The sequence below is a fragment of the Enterococcus sp. S183_ASV_20 genome (assembly GCF_018919685.1).
Classification (GTDB): domain Bacteria; phylum Bacillota; class Bacilli; order Lactobacillales; family Enterococcaceae; genus Enterococcus; species Enterococcus faecalis.
The window spans coordinates 26,053-42,954 of the sequence record NZ_JAHLRI010000014.1; the positions used below are offsets into that span (position 1 = coordinate 26,053).

A 16,902-nucleotide genomic window follows, 5' to 3' on the forward strand; every position below is an offset into this window, starting at 1 on the left:
CTACGTTATTATTCTGTGCCTTCTAAAGTCACGGTTAATTTTTTCTCCGTAATTTCAGTTTCAGCAGCGATACTTTGTTTCGTCACATAGCCTTCACCTTTAAACTCGACAGTCAAACCTAATAGATCGCCAAACTTGGTAACATCGCTCTTGGACCAGCCGGTTAAATCAGGCATATAGTTCGTTCCATTTGTGATCAAAATCAATTTCTGATTAGGCATTAATGTTTGACCAGACGGCGTTGATTGTTTTTTGATTTTTTCACCATCACCGATAATCACAGGATCAACCCCGTTCACTTTGGCATTGGCCAACGCTTCCGCTGGTGTCATGTTTTTATAATCAGCAACTGTGACTTTATCAGAAGCTACTTTCGTTGTTTCCGGATCTGTCTCTTTAATGTCTAACGCTAATTTCATTAATGGGTTTGCAATTGCCGCCATTGCTTCTGAAGGCGAACCTGTTTTTGCTTGTCTAAGTGTAATATACAAAACATATTCAGGATTATCCGCTGGGACCATTTCCACTACAGAAGACAAGACTTGACTTGCTCCATCAACGTACCCTTTACCATCTGAAATCTGGGCAGTTCCTGTTTTGGCAGCAACATGATAGCCTGGTACTTTATAAATATCATACGCAATCCCGTAAGTCGGGTCTTCAACAGTATCAATCATGTACGTACGAATCTGTTGAGCTGTTTGCGCTTTGATTGGGGTTCCTACGATTTGTGGTTCCGTAATCGTTTCTTTTCCTGTATTTTTGTCAACAATTTTGCTGATGTAATGAGGTTGCAACATTGAACCGTCATTTGCAATAGCTGAGAAACCTTTCATCATTTGGAAATTAGTAACTGTAATCCCTTGACCAAAGGCTGAATTGGCCCGATCAACAATATTATTATCTGGAAGTTTCCCAGTGTGTTCTGAAGTTAAACCTGAATGTGTGCTTGAACCAAACCCAAATTTTTTCAAATATTCGACCCACTTGTCGCCACCCATTCGTTGTTCCAAGTTCACCATTCCGATATTACTAGACCAAGAAATAGCTTGACGATAAGTTAAAGACGTTTTGTCTTTTAAATTGCCGACATCATGGTCGTTAATTGGGATACCTCCAATAGTGATACCACCTACGCGGTTAAATGATTCATTTGGATTAAAGACCCCTTGCTCGATGGCCGCCGCCGACGTAAATAATTTAAGCGTTGAGCCAGGTTCATACGGACTTTCAACTAATAGGTTCTGCCACGTGCCATTATTGTCTAATCCTTGTTTCGTTTCAGGATTAAATGTTGGCCGTTGAGACATGGCAACAATTTCGCCTGTTTTTGCTTCCATTAACATGGCAGTCATAGAAACTGGTTCATATTTTTCATTAACTTGCGTCATTAAATCTTCTAAGGTATTTTGCAAGCGACTATCTAGCGTTGTGTAAATATCTTGACCATCCACTGCTTTTTTCTCTTCCGCCACAGTTCCTGGTAAGGCATTACCGTAAATATCTTTTTCAAAATACACACGGCCATCGGTTCCACTTAAAATATCATTATAGGCCTGTTCTAGTCCCATCGCGCCTACTAAGCCTTCTTTATCATCATCTGGATTGGCTGCTTTTGTATAGCCAATAAAGTGAGAAGCAAACTGACCATTGGGATATAATCTGGCTGGATGTTCATTGAAATAAACACCTGAGATTTTTTTCTTTTTCAAATCTGCTTCAATTTTTTGGCGTGTTTCCAAGGTGATGTTTTGACCACCCGTACCAAATTCCACTTGATATTGTGTTGACCCATCTTCATGGATCCCATTATTCAAGTATTTCAATGCTGTTTTTTTGTCTAGTTTGGTATATTTCGCTAAAATTTCAGCAATATCATCGAAGTCTTTTTTCTCCGCATATAGCTTTTCATTATTTTGTCCCGTATATTTTTTTGATAATACGACATATAACGAATAAGAAGTAGCATCTTCTGCGATTGGATTACCATATCGATCTAAAATTGATCCTCGCTTAGCTTTTACCACTTGGCTTCCTTCATATAGAGAAGCTGTTTTTTCCTTTAGTGATACACCGGCTACTTTGCCTGTTGCCACAATGTATGTCGTTCTAAAGGCAAATAAAAAGAACAATCCAATACTCGTAGCGAATAAAATGATGCCTACTTTTTTACGATTGTTCATCGGATTTAAGTTTTTCTTTTTCATGAATTGTTTAAATTTATGTCTTTTACTCATTATTTAACAGTCCTAACATTGTCGCCGTTATTTTCTAGTCCTTGTTTTTTAGCGACATCTTTGATTCGATCTGATTTAGAAAGTTCGCTTCTTTCTTGTTCCAATTTCAAAGCGTTATCTTCCTTTTCTTTAATGACTGCTTGTGTTTCTGTAATATCGTTCATGGTTTGGACAATTGTCGTTCTTACTTGAATTGTCGCAATTGCAATACCAATCGTTGCACAAACTAATACAACACCGATTAATTTTTCTAGTAAAGAGACATTTTTTAGTTTCTTTTTGGGTAATAGAGTGGGGACAGGTAGTGTTTCCTCTTGCATTTTTCTGTCTTGCTCTGTTGCCACAGTTGGCTGATCCATTTCTGGTGCTTCATAATGGAAATCATTTACTTTCTTCAATTCAGCCATGTGTCTACCCCTCTCTCTATCTAGATTTTATTTTTTCGGCAATGCGTAACTTCGCACTTCGTGAACGATTATTCTCAGATAACTCACTGTCACTTGGTAAAATTGGTTTTCTGGTAATTACTTTTAATTCTGGTTGAAATTCTTCTGGTACCACTGGAATGCCTGGTGGCAAATCTTGTACCGTACTGTATTCTTTAAACATTGTTTTAACAATACGATCTTCTAACGAATGGAACGTAATCACACTGATTCTGCCATTTTTCGCTAGCAAATCAATTGCTTGTTCTAGCGACTCTTCAACTGCCCCTAATTCATCATTAACGGCAATGCGAATTGCTTGGAAAATTCGTTTTGCAGGATGTCCACCTTTGCGTCTTGCTGGAGCTGGAATCGCCGTCTTAATAATCTCAACAAGTTCACCTGTTGTTTCAATTGGCTGCTTTTCACGAACACGTTCAATTTCTCGAGCAATCTGTTTCGAAAATTTCTCTTCCCCATAACGAAAGAAAATTTTTACTAACTCACTATAGCTATACGTATTCACCACTTCGCGAGCCGTCAAGGGTGCGTCTTGATCCATGCGCATATCTAAGGGTGCGTCTTGATGATAGCTAAAACCACGTTCCGCTTCATCTAATTGTGGTGAAGAAACACCTAGATCGTATAGAATCCCATCAACATGGAACACCCCGTGTTCTGCCAATTCTTCTTTAATATTTCTAAAATTTGATTTGATGAAGGTCACTTGACCTTTGTCTACATATTTCTGCAAACGAGTCTTAGCATGTGCCAACGCTTTTTGGTCTTGATCAAAGGCATATAAATGACCGTGCTCATTCAATTGTGTCAGTAAGTATTCACTATGTCCGGCACCACCGAGTGTGCAATCTACGTATACGCCATCCGGCTTCACTTGTAATCCATCCACTGTTTCTTTTAAAAGAACGGTGTAATGGCGAAATTCTTCAGTCATCATTTGCCTCATTCCTAAAATCCAAAATCAATCATTGTTTCTGCTAATTCATCAAAGTTTTCTTCAGCTTCATCAGAGAATGCATGCCAACGTTCGTCACTCCAAATTTCAATTCGGTTAGAGACGCCAATAACAACACAGCCTTTTTCTAAACTGGCATGTGTTCGTAAATTCGCCGGAATATTGATACGACCTTGCTTATCAATCTCACATTCTGTTGCAGCGGAATAAAAGAATCGTACAAAGGTACGTGCATCTTTCTTAGCTAAGGGCATTTCTTGAAGTTTTGCTTCAAGTTGTGACCATTCATTTAAAGGATAACCAAATAAACAGCCATCCATCCCTCTCGTTACCACAAATTTTTCACCAAGTTCCTCACGAAACTTTGATGGAACGATTAGGCGGCCTTTGGCATCGATATTATGTTGGTATTCACCCATAAGCATAGCCAATACACCCGCTTTTCCACTTGATAGAACAAGTCTACCACATCCCACCACTTTCTACCACTATAAATCTAAAAACTTCTATTTTTTAACTGTTATTTAAAATTTCTGTAATATTTACAGGGTTTTATGTAACAAGCATCACCCAACAAAAAATGTTATTATAACAAGGTTTTTACTATGTTTTTTATAAAATAACCCCACAAATAACAAAAAAAACCCCACGGAGTGGGGAGTTGTGGGGGACATTTTCCCACAGCGTATTTCCCCTATTGTCTCCACGCTTTATTACAGTAGATAATGACTGATATTTAGCAAGATAAGCAACACATACAACACAAACGTTAGTAAAAACGTCAACCGCCAAAACATCTTGAAATATCGTCTATATAAAATCTCTCCATAATAATAAGCTTGAAACAGGGCAACAGCGACTCCTAATAACAAAATAGAAATCACAAAATACGGCATAATCGATTCATCATAACTATCTTTGGATAACTCATGGATCCCTATGAATAAAAACGGAATGGCCAAATCCGGTGCTTTTATTTTCCAACGTTCCGTTAGGGAAAAAGTGGACACGAGAAAATTGCACGCAAAGAGCACAATTACCGGAAAAATATACCAAAATAACATTATTGCCGAAAACGACACCATTCTCTCAACAAATCCTTTCATTCCACCTGCTATAACTATACTTCATCAACGTTACACAGATGTTTCATTTCGTTTAAATATATGTGCTAAAAGCCCTTTTTGCTTGCTTTTTCATATAAAAAACGGATTACTTATCAAACCATTTTCAAAACGAGGCCTCACCTATCGCGGCCACTTATTTTTGAATGTTTTTTATAAGCTTTTCTTCTCGTATTGTGTCATACTTCTATTATAATGGATTTAGAACAAAAAATGTTGATTCGGGGTGAATCTTTTGATTAATTATTTATTATTGAAAAATGACTATTTTGAACCTTGTTCACCAGACGATGAATCCCTAAGTTGGATTTCGGTAGAATCTCCTACAGAAGAAGAAATCGAGCGTCTCGTCAATCAATACCACTTACCAACAGATTATCTTACCGGCGTTTTAGATGATGAAGAAAATGCTCGAGTGGAAGGTTTCCGCTACGAAAAATTACAAACGCCTACGTTACTTTTATTTCGTTATCCCAAAGCTAGTATCAGTCCTAGTGGCTATCTGCAAGTAGAAACGGTGCCGATTGCTTTAATCGCAACCGTCGATAACAAACTAATTACTGTTAGCAATGGGCCTAACGACATCGTTCATGGGATTCAAAAAGAGGCGTTCACGCATCAAGATCTTTCTATTGAGAAGGCCTTAATTTTAGCCCTTTCATGGAAGATGGCCCTTTCCTTCAATAAAAACTTACAAGCACTTATCCAACAAACCAACAAACTTGAAGGAGAGCTCCAAGTAGCCACAGAAAATAGTCAATTGTATCAGATTATGGACATTCAAAAAAGTCTAGTTTATTTCGAAGCAGCTTTAACGGATAATTTAAAAGTATTAAAACGTTTATATAGCGCTGAAATTTTTAATCATCCAGAAAAACATTTGCCATTTTTAAGGGATATTCTGATTGAACTAGAACAAGGACTGAATACGACTAAAATACAACTAAAATTAGTTGATAACATTAGTAATACTTTTTCAGCAATCGTTTCAAATAACTTAAATAATGTCATGAAAATTTTAACATCCTTAACAATTGTCCTGACCATTCCAACCATCATCGGAGGAATTTACGGCATGAATGTGAAACTCCCTTTTGCAGAGCATGAATATTCTTTTTGGATTATTTTTGCTATCACTACCTTAATCTGCGTAATTAGTATTCGAATTTTAAAGAAAAAGAATCTCTTATAACTTTAGGTTGCTGTTTTCAGGAAAAGGTTGTACACTATTAGCAGAAATTAAAAAGGACGTGTCATTTATGAACGACAAAGAACAAAGTCGCTTTTCAAAAATCACGAAAGTCGTGGTTTGGCTAATGCTGATCGCAATTGTAGGTTCAACTGTTTTAACAGCGATTCTTAGTCTTTAAACTGGAGAACTTTTTCACACATTAAAAGTAAAAAAACAGCCCCTTCAATTGATAGAAGGGGCTGTTTTTTTACTTGCTCAAATAGAGCGGCTATTTTTTCGCCATCGCCAACAGCTCTTGTGCATGTTCAATGGTTAATTTCGTAATTTCACTTCCTGCGAGCATACGCGCAATTTCGTTTACTCGCTCTTTTTCAGATAAAATTCGGACGCTTGTTTCTGTCCGACCCGCCACAATTTCTTTTTCAATAAAATAATGTTCATCGGCAACGGCCGCCACTTGGGGCAAGTGCGTGATACACAACACCTGCGAATTTTCTGAAATTTGATAAATTTTATCGGCAATCGCCTGTGCTACTCGGCCACTGACTCCTGTATCCACTTCATCAAAAACAATACTAGTGATCCCTTGTGTTTGAGAAAAGATTGTTTTCATAGCCAGCATCACTCGCGAAAGTTCTCCGCCAGAAGCCACCCGAACTAACGGTTTTAATGGTTCCCCTGGGTTAGTAGTAATATAAAATTCTACTCCGTCTAAGCCATTTTCTTGTAAATGCTCAAGTTCTGTAAATCGGACTTCAAATTCAGTTCGCTCCAAATATAGTTCTTTTAATTCGGTTAAAATTTGTTGTTCAAGCTCTTTGGCTAGGCGCTTTCGTTCTTTTCGTAAAGCTAACGCTTGTTGATGAGCCGCTTGTTGTTTCTCTGCAAGCAACGCTTCTAAGTCACCTGTACCACCTTCCAAAAAATCAGCCTCTGCTAACTCTTTGGTGATTTCTTCATAGTAAGATAAAATCGTTTCGATCGAATCACCATATTTACGTTTCATTTGACGGATTAATTCCAAACGATTTTCTACTTCATTCAAGCGGCCTTCATCTAGTTCTAAGCCATCAATCAACCTAGAAAGATCTCCACTAGCTTCTTGTAGTAAGTAGTAAGCATTTTGAACAGTATCTGACAATGATTTATATTCTGGATCAAGGGATTCAATCGAAGCGAGTTCATTCATACTTGTTCCGATTTTATCCAAACTACTATCGTCTTCACCATTTAGCGCGGCATAACTAATCGTCAGTGCATCAGCAATCTTTTGAAAATTGTTCAGTTTATTGCGTTCTTCTAACAATTGTTCTTCTTCGCCAGCGACTAACTGTGCACTAGCAATTTCATCACTTTGAAAATGAAGCATGTCCATTCTTTGGGCAAATTCTTTTTCATTTTTTTGTCGCTTTCTGACTTTGGCTTCGAGTGCGCGATACTCTTGATACGCCTGTGTATATTTTTCTTTGACTGCTAAAAGCTTTTTCCCACCAAATTCATCTAACATATCAATATGGCGTTCACTTTGCATCAATTCTTGATGTTCATTTTGGCCATGAATATCTACTAAATATTCCCCAATTCTTTTTAAATTAGTAATGTTGACAATTCGTCCGTTGACACGGCAAACATTTTTACCAGAAGCGGAAATATCTCGTTGAATCACTAAAGAATCTTCTTCTGTTTCAATACCTAATTCTTCTAATAATTGCTTTAATTCTTGACTTTTCGGCATTGAAAAAAGTCCTTCTAAGGTGCATTTATTTGCTCCTTGACGAATATAGTCACTGGAGCCGCGTCCGCCTGTGAGTAATCCCATTGCATCAATAATGATGGATTTCCCCGCACCCGTTTCTCCCGTTAAAACGGTCATACCCATTTGAAACTCTAATTGTAACGAAGAGATAATCGCAAAATTTTTCACGGAAAGTTCTTGTAACATCTTGTTCACCTCATTCTTTATAGATAGCTTAGCAGCTCTTTATGAAGTTTTTCTGCCGCCTCCTCAGTTCGTGCAATCATGAGAACACTATCATCATCGTTGATGACGGCAAAAAGTTTCTCCTGGTAATTCTTTTCGATTAAACTACCACACGCCGCCGCATTGCCAGGAATGGTTCGTAATACGACATATTTTTCCATTTGTTCTGCAGCTACAAAGGCATCTTTTAAAAGCTTTGCAAGTTTAGCACTCGTATTAGCTTGTGTTTCTAATGGAAGGCTATATCGATAACCCCCTTCTGCAGAAGGAACTTTAATCAGTTTCATATCTTTAATGTCGCGAGAAATCGTTGCTTGTGTAACAGCTACGCCCTTTTCTTGTAAATAGTTGACAAAATCTTCTTGCTTTTGAATATTTTTTTCAGTCAATAAACGTGTAATTAAACGGTGTCTATCTTGCTTTCTCATGGCGCCGCTCTCCTTTTCAGTTTACTCTTGCCCTCATCATAGCTTATTTTTATGCATTTTAAAAGATGAATTACTAGATTTATACAAAAAAGAAGCTTTCACCTATAGGCGTCCACTTCTTTCTTCTAACTTTTCTCATCATTCCGCTAATTTTTGATGCGCATGCGCGACAACTTCTTCAATAGATTCTGTTGCTTGATAGGATCCTTCTCCTTCAACAGAAACTAAGTGTGCCAAAAATTCAATGTTTCCTTCGCCACCAGTGATTGGTGAAAAATCTAAGTTTTTCACATCATAACCGTTATTCATGGCAAAGCGTGTAATTTCCTCCACAACCATTTGATGGGTTTCTGGATCACGCACGATTCCTTTTTTCCCAACAAACTCTTTGCCAGCTTCGAATTGTGGCTTAATTAACGCCACCACACTACCGCCTTTTTTCAAAATATCATGAAGAGGTGGCAAAATTAAGCGTAATGAAATAAAGGAAACATCAATCGTTGCAATATCCGGCACCCCTTCAGTGAAATCTTCAGGTTTACTATAGCGAAAATTGGTACGTTCCATTACCACCACGCGTTCATCTTGCCGAATTTTCCATGCTAGTTGGTTATAGCCAACATCTAAAGCGTAACTCAAACGAGCCCCATTTTGTAAAGCAACATCGGTAAAACCACCTGTGGAGGAACCAATATCTAACATTGTTTTGCCTTGAACGTTGATTGCAAAAACATTTAGTGCCTTCTCTAGTTTTAAGCCCCCACGAGAAACATAAGGCATTACTTGGCCCTTAGTATGTAAGGGTGTCTCCACAGAAATTTTTTCCCCTGGTTTATCTAAACGTTCATTTTTATCATTGTAAACTAAACCAGCCATCACGCTGCGTTTTGCTTTTTCTCGTGTTTCAAATAATCCTTGATTAAACGCCAAGACATCGACGCGTTCTTTTTTCATAAGTGCCTTCTTTCTATCTCAATTGTAACTGAGTTAACAAGTTTGCTAAATGTTCTTCTGAAAAGTTGGGAACATTTGCTTTGATTTTTTCTAAAACAGCGCTGCCCTCTGCTAATTGATGTGTTAGCGCATCTTTCGCGCCAGCAATCCCTAGAAGAGCTGGATACGTACTTTTATTCAACGCTTCATCTCGGCCTACTTTTTTACCTAAATCTGCTTCTGTACTTGTGGCATCTAATAAGTCATCACGAATTTGAAAAGCCAAGCCATAGTGATGCGCAAACTGTGTCAGTAAACCAATGACTTCTTCTGTTTGATTGGCTAATACGCCCCCAGCAATTAAGGCGAATTCAATTAGCGCTCCGGTTTTCTTTTCATGAACAGCCGCTAACTCTTCTAAAGTCAAGCTGACCTTTTCTCCTTCAATATCACCCATTTGGCCGGCAACCATGCCTTGATTCCCCGCTGCCTTTGCCAGTTGTTGCATCAGTAAAACTTTTTCACTTAAGCCTAATTGACTCAAAGAAAGTAACTGAAACGCGCCTGTTAATAAGCCGTCCCCTGCTAAAATGGCAGTCGCTTCACCAAACACTTTATGATTGGTTGGTTTGCCACGACGTAAATCATCATCGTCCATTGCTGGTAAATCATCATGAATTAATGAATACGTATGAATCATCTCTAAAGAGGCAGCCACTTGATAGTCTTGTGTTTCCATCTCTTTTTGAAAAGCGGCCACTGTTGTTAACACTAATAGCGGGCGTAATCGTTTGCCACCTGCGTGTATTGAGTAGAGCATTGCTTCTTTCAAACGCTCATTTTCAGTATATTCTGCGATAAAATCGACCATGACTTTTTCAACCAACGGTAAATGCTGTTGACTAAAATTCGTCATTACGCTTCCTCGCTCTCTTCAAAAACAATTTCTTCATTGTTTTCTGTCATCATTTTCGTTAAAGTTTTTTCCGCTTTTTCCAATGTATCTTGACATTGTTTACTTAATGCCATGCCCTCTTGAAAGGCAGCTAAGGCTTCTTCCAAAGGAACATCTCCTCGTTCTAAGCGCTGAACGATTTCTTCTAAGGCATTTAATGATTCTTCAAACGTTTTTTCTTTTGCTGGCATGTTAAAACTCCTCTTTTTTCGCTGTTATTGTTTCGACGTTTGCTTGAACTGTACCGTCAGCATAATGAATCGTTAATTGATCTGCTGGCTGTAACTCGGTAACAGTTTTAACGACACGGTCCTCTTTTGTAGTATAACTATATCCTCGACCCATAATTTTGAGTGGGCTGAGTAAGTCTAATTGTTGAACAGCAGACGTGAATTGCTTTTGTTTGTTTAGGAACAATTGTGTCATTTGTGTTTGCAAGTTTCGTTGTAAAAATGCCAATTGTTGCTGACTTTCTCTTAATTGTCCCTTTGGTGTCTGTTGTTGCAATTGAGCGATAATTCCTTGGGCTTGACGTTGTTTTTGGTGATGAATCGTTGTCATTGCTTGGAAAAGACGTTGCGTCATTCGATCTAATTTAATCGTTTGACCTTCATAAAGCCGCTCAGGTTGCTTAAACACATAAGAATTTTGTAGTCGTTGGAAACGTTCTGTTCGTTGTTGTAAGAGATATAAAAAGCTTTGTTCTAAACGACTACGCCGTTCACTAATTCTTAATAGTTCTTCATTTAAAACTGGTACCGCTAGTTCCGCTGCTGCCGTTGGCGTTGCTGCACGAACATCTGCTACCATATCGGCAATTGTCACATCTGTTTCGTGACCAACCGATGAAATAATCGGTGTGGTGGCAGCATGAATGGCCCGAGACACTTTTTCTTCATTAAATGGCCATAAATCCTCGATTGAACCACCGCCACGGCCGATGATCATCGTATCAAAATCGCCTTGCGCATCGGCTCGCTGAATGTTCCGCACAATGTCATCCGCCGCCTGCTCGCCTTGGACCAAGGTTGGAAAAAGGACCAGTTGTGCAATCGGATACCGTCTTTTGACTGTCGTAATGATATCCCGAATGACAGCACCACTAGGACTTGTAACCACAGCGATTCGTTTGGGATAACGAGGCAACTGTTGTTTAGGCCCTTCAAAAAGTCCTTCTTTTCCTAGTTTTTCTCTTAATTCTGCCAATGCTTGATAAAGTGCACCTACACCATCTGGTTCCATATGTTCAATATAAATTTGATAGGAACCGCTGTTTTCATAAAGCGAAATCCGCCCCACCACCATGACTTTCATGCCTTCTTTTGGTTGAAACTTCAATTTTTGAAAGGCTGATTTAAACATAATTGCAGAAATCTTCGCATGATCATCTTTTAAACTGAAGTACTGATGCGCGTTCGCTCGGAAGCGAAAGTTCGAAATTTCACCTGTTAAATAGACACGTCCTAAGTAAGGGTCTGCATCAAATTTACGTTTTAAATATTTCGTTAAGGCTGTTACTGTTAAATACTGTTGCGTCATTTTTTCACCTTACTTTTGTTTTTTTGCTGCCTCGACTGTTTGATACATTAACATGGTAATCGTCATTGGGCCAACACCTTTGGGAACTGGTGTGATATAGCTTGCAATTTCAGAAACTTCATCGAATGCTACATCACCAATCAGTTTTCCTTCTTGATTGCGATTCATACCCACATCAATCACTACCGCACCTGGTTTCACGAACTCTTTGGTGACAAAATGCCCGCGTCCAATTGCTACAACTAAAATATCCGCTTCTTTTGCAACTTCTGCTAAATGTTCAGTTTTAGAATGGGCAATCGTCACGGTCGCATTTTTCATTAACAATAATTGTGCCATTGGCTTGCCAACAATATTACTTCGACCAATAACCACCGCACGTTTACCTGTTAAATCAATATCATAGGCTTCAAACATCTTCATAATTCCATACGGCGTGCAAGGAATCATTTCAGGTTTGCCTACAAACAAACGGCCTAAATTCATTGGATGGAACCCATCTACATCTTTTTTGGGATCAATCGCTAATAAAATCTTTTCTTCATCAATATGTTTTGGCAAAGGTAGTTGTACAAGAATGCCATGAAAGCGTGAATCTTGATTATATTTGTCAATCTCAGCCAATAATTCTTCTTCTGAAATAGTTTCTGGCAGTTTTTCGACCTTTGACAGAATGCCAATTTTGGCTGCTGCACGTTCTTTATTTCTCACATACGTTTGGCTGGCAGGATTTTCTCCAACTAATAAAACAACTAATCCTGGTTGGATGCCTTGTTGTGTCATCTTTTCTACATCTTTTTGAATCTCTGCTTGCATTTGATCTGCTAATTCACGACCGTTAATTACTGTACTCATTCCTTCGCTCCCTCTATTGTTTCTTTACTTCTTTAATAGTATTTATTTTAGCATATAACCCAGTATCTTAACACCAGTTAGATAGTAAAAAAAGATTCAGAGCTTACGCCTCTGAATCAATTTCTTTCATTACATTTGATAACACACCATTAACAAATTTACGTGAACGGTCGTCGCTGTATTTTTTACTTAACTCAACGGCTTCATTTAATGCCACAATGTTTGGCACATCTGAAACGTATAGCATTTCAAAAATAGCTAAACGTAAAATAACAATATCTATTTTTGCTAAGCGTTGCATAGACCAGTTATTACCTAAATGGTTCGTAATCACTTCATCTAATTCTGCTTTGCGGCTACACACACCGCCGACAAGTAAATCTAAATACGTAGGGACTAGGTCTTCGCCATCTTCACTGACGATTTCCCGATTATCATAAGCCAATGCATAATCAATGGCATCTTGTTTGGTTAAATCAGCATTAAAATCTAAAGGAAAAAGGGCTTGGAGCGCTTTTTCACGAATCTCGTGACGGGTTAATTCTGTTTTACTCATTCTCTTCTCCATCTTCATCTTCTGGGAATAATTCATTTAAGTCTGGTTGAGGGATTTTTTCAGGTACTACCGCTACAACATGAATATTCACTTCAACTAAATCAATATCTGTCATAAATAAGACTTGTTGTTTCACACGGTCTTGCATTTCTAATGCAACTTTTGGCACAGAAACACCGTAGTTCAAGTAACAATAGATATCGACTTTTAAGCCTTCTTCTTCTGTTCGTAAATATACACCTTTGCCGTGTGCTGCACGGCCTAATAATTCATTCACATTATTGGCGAACGTGCCACGCATCCCATAAACGCCCTCTACTTTTGAAGCAGCGATTCCGATAATTACTTCAATGACTTCAGGAGCGATCACGATTTCTCCTAAAGAATCGTTTGCATTGATTACAAGATTTTTTTCTTCTGACATTTGGTTGTCCTCCTTATCTATTACGCACAAAATCGTTAAATAAACGATTTATTTGATGAATCACTAAGTCTCTTAAGGATTCTCTTTTAAGCAACGGATGATTCTTAAAAATTAAAACAACACTGGTTTCTTCAGTTAGTTGTGAAAGAACGTCCAAATTTTGCTTATCAATACTCGTTCTTAGTTTATCATTAATTAGCCTATTTCGCTACCAGAAAAGCTAAGTTCTGACTAAAAGAACAGATAATTTCTTGTCATAAATTTCTAATCCAAGCCTTTAGACGTAAAAATAAGAAAGACCAAGTAATTTTGGCTTTCTTATTTTTACGTCTTTATTCTTCAGGATAACGTTCCATTAGTTTCGTCCGATGCTTTTGCATAATCATTTCTAAAGAGATGTCATATTTATCCGCTAAAATAAATAAATTATCCAACACATCGCCTAACTCTTCCGTTAAATTTTCCAGATTCTCTTCATCCGCCAAAACTGTTTCATCCGGTCGATCACGGCCAATTTCAATTGTCCGAATGGCCCGACACACTTCGCCGACTTCTTCTGTTAAAAAGTTGGAACGAATGAACGGATCATATTGATACCAGTTACGTTTTTTATAAAACGCGCTAATAAACCGCTGATACTCTTGGATATCCATATTCTCCCAACCTTTATAAAATGATTAATTCTTTTGGCGCATGTGTCAATACACGATTACCTTCAGCAGTAATCAATAAATCGTCCTCAATACGCACGCCACCAATTCCTGGCAAATAAATTCCAGGTTCGTCCGTAATCACATTCCCTGGTACAAACTGTTTGTCTGCTCGGAATGAAACATTTGGTCCTTCATGAATTTCTAACCCAATGCCATGACCAGTGCTGTGACCAAACGCATCGCCATAGCCATAGGAAGCAATATGATCCCGTGCAATCGCATCTAATTGAATGCCCGTCAACCCAGGTTTAGCTTCTGCTAACACTTTTAATTGTGCTTCTAAAACAATATCATAAATTTCTTTTAGTTTTGGCTGAATACTACCAATAGCGAATGTCCGTGTCATATCAGAAACATAGCCTTCATAATAACAGCCGAAATCCAAAGTGATTAAATCACCTTTTTCGATGACTTTATGGCTAGCAACGCCATGTGGCATCGCTGAACGTAGACCGCTGGCCACAATTGTCTCAAAAGAAACACCACTGGCTCCTTTTGAACGCATGAAGAAATCTAATTGATTAGCCACTTCAATCTCTGTCATTCCAGGTTTAATCATCTCTAAGACAAAGGCAAATCCTTGATCCGCGATGGCACACGCTTTTTCAATAATCGCTACTTCTTCTTCATCTTTCACTTCTCTTAATTCTTCAATCAAACCCATTACAGGAACTAATTCACATGGTAAAATTTCTTCCAATAAGCTATAATCAGCGAAACTAACTTGCGTTTCTTCAAAAGCTAAATTATCTAATTGCAAACGTTCAGCTAAATCTGCTACTTCGTCAAAAATATGTCCTGTGTTTTTAACGATAGTAAAACCAGTTGCTTGTTCCGCAGCTTGTTCCGTATAACGAAAATCCGTTACAAAAAAAGCTTTATCTAATGTAATCATTGCCAAGCCTGTTGTCCCAGTAAAATTGGTTAAATAACGTAAATTATACGGACTTGTCACTAAAAATCCTTGTAAATTATTTTCTTTCATTAACTCCCGTAACTTTTCGACTCTTGCCATCATTGGTTCGACCTTCTTTCTTTTTTCTCATTTTTCATTATAGCAAATTTACTTCAGAAAAGCATGAATCACCAAAAAACTTCATCGAGAAAGTTTACTGAAAATTTTACCTTTCCTTATTTTTTGCTTAACACTTTTGTAGTAAACTAATTTAGCGACTTCAAGGAGGAAATTATGAACGTTTATTTATTTCTGGCACTATTTTTCATTATTATCGGCATTTTAAGCTATAGTTTTTTTATTGAACCTAACTGCTTAGTCATACACAAAAATCAAATTAAAGTAACAGAATCAGGGAAAACCTTACGGATTGTTCAACTCTCTGATATTCATTTAAAAAAGAATTATTCTGTGAAGGCCTTAAAACAGATTGTTGAAAAAACAAATACATTACAACCAGACATAGTCGTTTTTACAGGAGACTTATTTGATGATTATGCCCGTTTCGGTATCGAAATTCAGGATGAAGTGAGTCAACTTTTCCGTAAAATTAACGCCCCTTATGGCAAATTCGCTATTTATGGCAACCACGAGTATAGCGGGTTAGATACCAATTTTTACGAAACAATCTTAGAAGCTGCCGACTTTACCGTACTAAAAAACACGGGCAAATTACTGCCTGTCTCACACCGTATCTCCTTGTACGTCGCTGGTTTAGAAGATTCGTTATATGGACAAACCGACTTAGCTGCAGCTTTAGTCAACCGCCCTACTGGAACGCCCACTCTGCTACTAACCCATGAGCCAGATGTCGCAGACTCAGCAGTCAACAAAAACATTGACCTCATTTTAGCAGGACATAGTCACGGCGGACAGATTCGCTTGCCTTTTTTCACTTACAAAAATCAGCTTGCTAAAAAATATACACATGGGCTTTATCATTTAGAAGATGAAACGCCGCTAATTGTTCACCCAGGAATCGGAACCACTAAAATCAGCGCACGCTTCGGTGTCTTACCAACAATTGAACTGATTGAGTTAACTATTTAACTATGCATTAAAAAGACCGCCCCACGTTAGAGAAAAATTCTCACATTGGACGGTCTTTGATTATGTTCGATTAATGATGAAAATCTTGCTCGTGATCTTCTTCTACTTTCGCTTTTCCTAGCGTATAAAATTTGCTGCCATTTAACCCGAGAATAAATAGCACAACCACTAGTAAAAGAATTGATAAAGATAACAATAAGGTCTGCAAGCCATCGCCATGTGCAACCATTAATTGACGTAAAATTGCGGTTAAACAAATTAAAATCAAATAACGAATCGGAATATGGTGTCCTTCTTGAATATAGCGAAGAATCATCATAATAAACTCAAATAACATAAAGAATGAAATAATTTCTTGCATGATAACTGAAAAATTATCCGGCGTCATTGGCTTCATGAGATATGTAGCGAGGTCAACTAAATAACTAGCCATAAATACTAATAAGAAAACTCCTAAAATCCCTAATACAATATCCAAAATCAAATTCACGTACTTCTTTACTACACTAAAATTCTTCTGCATAATACCCTTCTTTCTTTTGACTCAATTATTTTATAA

General features: G+C 37.8%; 20 protein-coding genes. 3 read left to right on the plus strand and 17 right to left on the minus strand.

The genetic code is table 11. The features are described from left to right. Nucleotides 1–8: 8 nt before the first annotated feature. The 5 genes from KQI94_RS06925 to KQI94_RS06945 all read right to left on the minus strand — a co-directional run bounded on the left by KQI94_RS06925 (nt 9) and on the right by KQI94_RS06945 (nt 4,744). Complete coding sequence (locus tag KQI94_RS06925; RefSeq protein ID WP_002368235.1) at nt 9–2,237, minus strand: penicillin-binding protein; 2,229 nt, start codon at nt 2,235–2,237, stop codon at nt 9–11. Next, complete coding sequence (gene ftsL / locus KQI94_RS06930; protein ID WP_002358883.1) at nt 2,237–2,644, minus strand: cell division protein FtsL; 408 nt, start codon at nt 2,642–2,644, stop codon at nt 2,237–2,239. Before ftsL ends, KQI94_RS06925 begins: the two co-directional genes overlap by 1 nt. A 16-nt stretch (nt 2,645–2,660) precedes the next feature. Continuing rightward, a complete protein-coding gene (rsmH, locus tag KQI94_RS06935) occupies nt 2,661–3,617 on the minus strand; it encodes a 16S rRNA (cytosine(1402)-N(4))-methyltransferase RsmH (RefSeq protein ID WP_002355891.1) in 957 nt (318 codons plus the stop codon). 14 nt (nt 3,618–3,631) lie between these two features. Further along, complete coding sequence (gene mraZ / locus KQI94_RS06940) at nt 3,632–4,117, minus strand: division/cell wall cluster transcriptional repressor MraZ (RefSeq protein WP_002383402.1); 486 nt, start codon at nt 4,115–4,117, stop codon at nt 3,632–3,634. A gap of 234 nt (nt 4,118–4,351) precedes the next feature. Next, entirely contained in the window at nt 4,352–4,744 is a 393-nt protein-coding gene (locus tag KQI94_RS06945; RefSeq protein ID WP_002383401.1) for a DUF3397 domain-containing protein, read from the minus strand. 244 nt (nt 4,745–4,988) lie between these two features. On the opposite strand from KQI94_RS06945, the gene KQI94_RS06950 reads away from it, so the two are divergent. Beyond that, nucleotides 4,989–5,954 carry a magnesium transporter CorA family protein gene (locus tag KQI94_RS06950; protein ID WP_216454348.1) on the plus strand — a complete coding sequence of 322 codons (966 nt, stop codon included), beginning with the start codon at nt 4,989–4,991 and terminating at the stop codon, nt 5,952–5,954. Between the two features lie 67 nt (nt 5,955–6,021). After that, a complete protein-coding gene (locus tag KQI94_RS06955; protein WP_002383399.1) occupies nt 6,022–6,132 on the plus strand; it encodes a DUF4044 domain-containing protein in 111 nt (36 codons plus the stop codon). A 90-nt stretch (nt 6,133–6,222) separates the two neighbouring features. On the opposite strand, the gene recN is transcribed toward KQI94_RS06955, so the two are convergent. The 11 genes from recN to KQI94_RS07010 form a co-directional block, all read right to left on the minus strand. Next, complete coding sequence (gene recN, locus KQI94_RS06960; protein ID WP_002386195.1) at nt 6,223–7,896, minus strand: DNA repair protein RecN; 1,674 nt, start codon at nt 7,894–7,896, stop codon at nt 6,223–6,225. A gap of 17 nt (nt 7,897–7,913) precedes the next feature. Continuing rightward, nucleotides 7,914–8,363, minus strand: coding sequence for an ArgR family transcriptional regulator (locus tag KQI94_RS06965; protein ID WP_002358881.1), 450 nt, complete (start codon nt 8,361–8,363; stop codon nt 7,914–7,916). Nucleotides 8,364–8,501: 138 nt separating this feature from the next. After that, on the minus strand, nt 8,502–9,317 hold the full coding sequence (locus tag KQI94_RS06970; RefSeq protein WP_002355880.1) for a TlyA family RNA methyltransferase: 816 nt from the start codon (nt 9,315–9,317) through the stop codon (nt 8,502–8,504). Nucleotides 9,318–9,330: 13 nt separating this feature from the next. Beyond that, nucleotides 9,331–10,212: a polyprenyl synthetase family protein gene (locus KQI94_RS06975; protein ID WP_002355879.1), complete on the minus strand. Its 882-nt coding sequence runs from the start codon at nt 10,210–10,212 to the stop codon at nt 9,331–9,333. Beyond that, a complete protein-coding gene (locus tag KQI94_RS06980; RefSeq protein ID WP_002355878.1) occupies nt 10,212–10,442 on the minus strand; it encodes an exodeoxyribonuclease VII small subunit in 231 nt (76 codons plus the stop codon). The genes KQI94_RS06975 and KQI94_RS06980 overlap by 1 nt, the downstream gene beginning before the upstream one ends. Nucleotide 10,443: 1 nt before the next feature. Continuing rightward, nucleotides 10,444–11,790 carry an exodeoxyribonuclease VII large subunit gene (gene xseA, locus KQI94_RS06985; RefSeq protein WP_002368232.1) on the minus strand — a complete coding sequence of 449 codons (1,347 nt, stop codon included), beginning with the start codon at nt 11,788–11,790 and terminating at the stop codon, nt 10,444–10,446. A gap of 9 nt (nt 11,791–11,799) precedes the next feature. After that, nucleotides 11,800–12,645, minus strand: a complete 846-nt coding sequence (locus KQI94_RS06990) for a bifunctional methylenetetrahydrofolate dehydrogenase/methenyltetrahydrofolate cyclohydrolase (protein ID WP_002355876.1) — start codon at nt 12,643–12,645, stop codon at nt 11,800–11,802. Nucleotides 12,646–12,748: 103 nt separating this feature from the next. After that, entirely contained in the window at nt 12,749–13,201 is a 453-nt protein-coding gene (nusB, locus tag KQI94_RS06995; protein ID WP_002355875.1) for a transcription antitermination factor NusB, read from the minus strand. Beyond that, nucleotides 13,194–13,625: an Asp23/Gls24 family envelope stress response protein gene (locus KQI94_RS07000; protein ID WP_002355874.1), complete on the minus strand. Its 432-nt coding sequence runs from the start codon at nt 13,623–13,625 to the stop codon at nt 13,194–13,196. Before KQI94_RS07000 ends, nusB begins: the two co-directional genes overlap by 8 nt. A 332-nt stretch (nt 13,626–13,957) precedes the next feature. Beyond that, nucleotides 13,958–14,278 (minus strand): MazG-like family protein, encoded by a 321-nt coding sequence (locus KQI94_RS07005; protein ID WP_002355872.1) that lies wholly within the window; start codon nt 14,276–14,278, stop codon nt 13,958–13,960. A gap of 13 nt (nt 14,279–14,291) precedes the next feature. After that, entirely contained in the window at nt 14,292–15,356 is a 1,065-nt protein-coding gene (locus KQI94_RS07010) for a Xaa-Pro peptidase family protein (RefSeq protein ID WP_002390179.1), read from the minus strand. A 171-nt stretch (nt 15,357–15,527) separates the two neighbouring features. Here KQI94_RS07010 and KQI94_RS07015 point away from each other — a divergent pair, with 171 nt between their 5' ends. Continuing rightward, the gene (locus tag KQI94_RS07015) at nt 15,528–16,343 is read left to right on the plus strand and encodes a metallophosphoesterase (protein WP_002355870.1); all 816 of its coding nucleotides are present in this window, start codon (nt 15,528–15,530) and stop codon (nt 16,341–16,343) included. Nucleotides 16,344–16,413: 70 nt separating this feature from the next. On the opposite strand, the gene psiE is transcribed toward KQI94_RS07015, so the two are convergent. Next, on the minus strand, nt 16,414–16,866 hold the full coding sequence (gene psiE, locus KQI94_RS07020; protein WP_002355869.1) for a phosphate-starvation-inducible protein PsiE: 453 nt from the start codon (nt 16,864–16,866) through the stop codon (nt 16,414–16,416). Nucleotides 16,867–16,902: the final 36 nt, after the last annotated feature.

Excerpts from the sequence above, each read along its gene's own strand:
- KQI94_RS06955 (WP_002383399.1), top strand. The coding sequence starts at position 6,022 with ATGAACGACAAAGAACAAAGTCGCTTTTCAAAAATCACGAAAGTCGTG.
- xseA (WP_002368232.1), bottom strand. The coding sequence starts at position 11,790 with ATGACGCAACAGTATTTAACAGTAACAGCCTTAACGAAATATTTAAAA.
- KQI94_RS06945 (WP_002383401.1), bottom strand. The coding sequence starts at position 4,744 with ATGAAAGGATTTGTTGAGAGAATGGTGTCGTTTTCGGCAATAATGTTA.
- KQI94_RS07015 (WP_002355870.1), top strand. The coding sequence starts at position 15,528 with ATGAACGTTTATTTATTTCTGGCACTATTTTTCATTATTATCGGCATT.
- KQI94_RS06925 (WP_002368235.1), bottom strand. The coding sequence starts at position 2,237 with ATGAGTAAAAGACATAAATTTAAACAATTCATGAAAAAGAAAAACTTA.
- recN (WP_002386195.1), bottom strand. The coding sequence starts at position 7,896 with ATGTTACAAGAACTTTCCGTGAAAAATTTTGCGATTATCTCTTCGTTA.
- KQI94_RS06965 (WP_002358881.1), bottom strand. The coding sequence starts at position 8,363 with ATGAGAAAGCAAGATAGACACCGTTTAATTACACGTTTATTGACTGAA.
- KQI94_RS07005 (WP_002355872.1), bottom strand. The coding sequence starts at position 14,278 with ATGGATATCCAAGAGTATCAGCGGTTTATTAGCGCGTTTTATAAAAAA.
- KQI94_RS07000 (WP_002355874.1), bottom strand. The coding sequence starts at position 13,625 with ATGTCAGAAGAAAAAAATCTTGTAATCAATGCAAACGATTCTTTAGGA.
- KQI94_RS06975 (WP_002355879.1), bottom strand. The coding sequence starts at position 10,212 with ATGACGAATTTTAGTCAACAGCATTTACCGTTGGTTGAAAAAGTCATG.
- KQI94_RS06980 (WP_002355878.1), bottom strand. The coding sequence starts at position 10,442 with ATGCCAGCAAAAGAAAAAACGTTTGAAGAATCATTAAATGCCTTAGAA.
- KQI94_RS07010 (WP_002390179.1), bottom strand. The coding sequence starts at position 15,356 with ATGATGGCAAGAGTCGAAAAGTTACGGGAGTTAATGAAAGAAAATAAT.
- nusB (WP_002355875.1), bottom strand. The coding sequence starts at position 13,201 with ATGAGTAAAACAGAATTAACCCGTCACGAGATTCGTGAAAAAGCGCTC.
- KQI94_RS06990 (WP_002355876.1), bottom strand. The coding sequence starts at position 12,645 with ATGAGTACAGTAATTAACGGTCGTGAATTAGCAGATCAAATGCAAGCA.
- psiE (WP_002355869.1), bottom strand. The coding sequence starts at position 16,866 with ATGCAGAAGAATTTTAGTGTAGTAAAGAAGTACGTGAATTTGATTTTG.
- KQI94_RS06970 (WP_002355880.1), bottom strand. The coding sequence starts at position 9,317 with ATGAAAAAAGAACGCGTCGATGTCTTGGCGTTTAATCAAGGATTATTT.
- ftsL (WP_002358883.1), bottom strand. The coding sequence starts at position 2,644 with ATGGCTGAATTGAAGAAAGTAAATGATTTCCATTATGAAGCACCAGAA.
- rsmH (WP_002355891.1), bottom strand. The coding sequence starts at position 3,617 with ATGACTGAAGAATTTCGCCATTACACCGTTCTTTTAAAAGAAACAGTG.